We start from the raw sequence: 416 nt of genomic DNA, 5'->3' as shown, positions 1-416 counted from the left end.
TATCATGTGGGTCGTGAATCTAACTCTACCTATGATGAAACCTTAAATGGAGTTCAGAAGGTAAGAACTCACAATCATATATTTCCGGGCTTTGTAGATCCCTACATTGAACCCGGGAACAGGCAAAGCGGAATTCTGCCGGGTGTTCATGACGGAGACCCCGGGGAAGAGTTTTCCGGTGATCATAGAGTGCAGGCGTACTGCTACCGGATGTGCCTTACAGATGTAGATGAGAATAAGATAGAGTTTGCCAAGCCGGACGGGTATGATGAACTGCACTATGAATTACTCTTCCGAAATTTTGAAGCGGGAGAGAATCGCATCCCATGGCTGCCGGGAGCAATGCCCAATCGAAAAACAGATACCAACAATCGCTGGGGCTTTTCTACAAATCACATCAATGTGAACTATGAATA

Annotated in this window: 1 protein-coding gene; it reads left to right on the top strand. The window is 45.9% G+C overall.

Annotation, left to right across the window (positions count from 1 at the left end):
- Positions 1-416, top strand: a 416-nt coding sequence (locus L6773_RS21355) for an FAD-dependent oxidoreductase (protein WP_237856710.1), incomplete at both ends; no start/stop codon positions are given.

It is taken from the genome of Rhodohalobacter sulfatireducens (genome assembly GCF_022012475.1).
Taxonomy (GTDB): domain Bacteria; phylum Bacteroidota; class Rhodothermia; order Balneolales; family Balneolaceae; genus Rhodohalobacter; species Rhodohalobacter sulfatireducens.
Note: the sequence above shows the minus strand (reverse complement) of the source record. Positions and strands in the feature narration are given on the sequence as shown.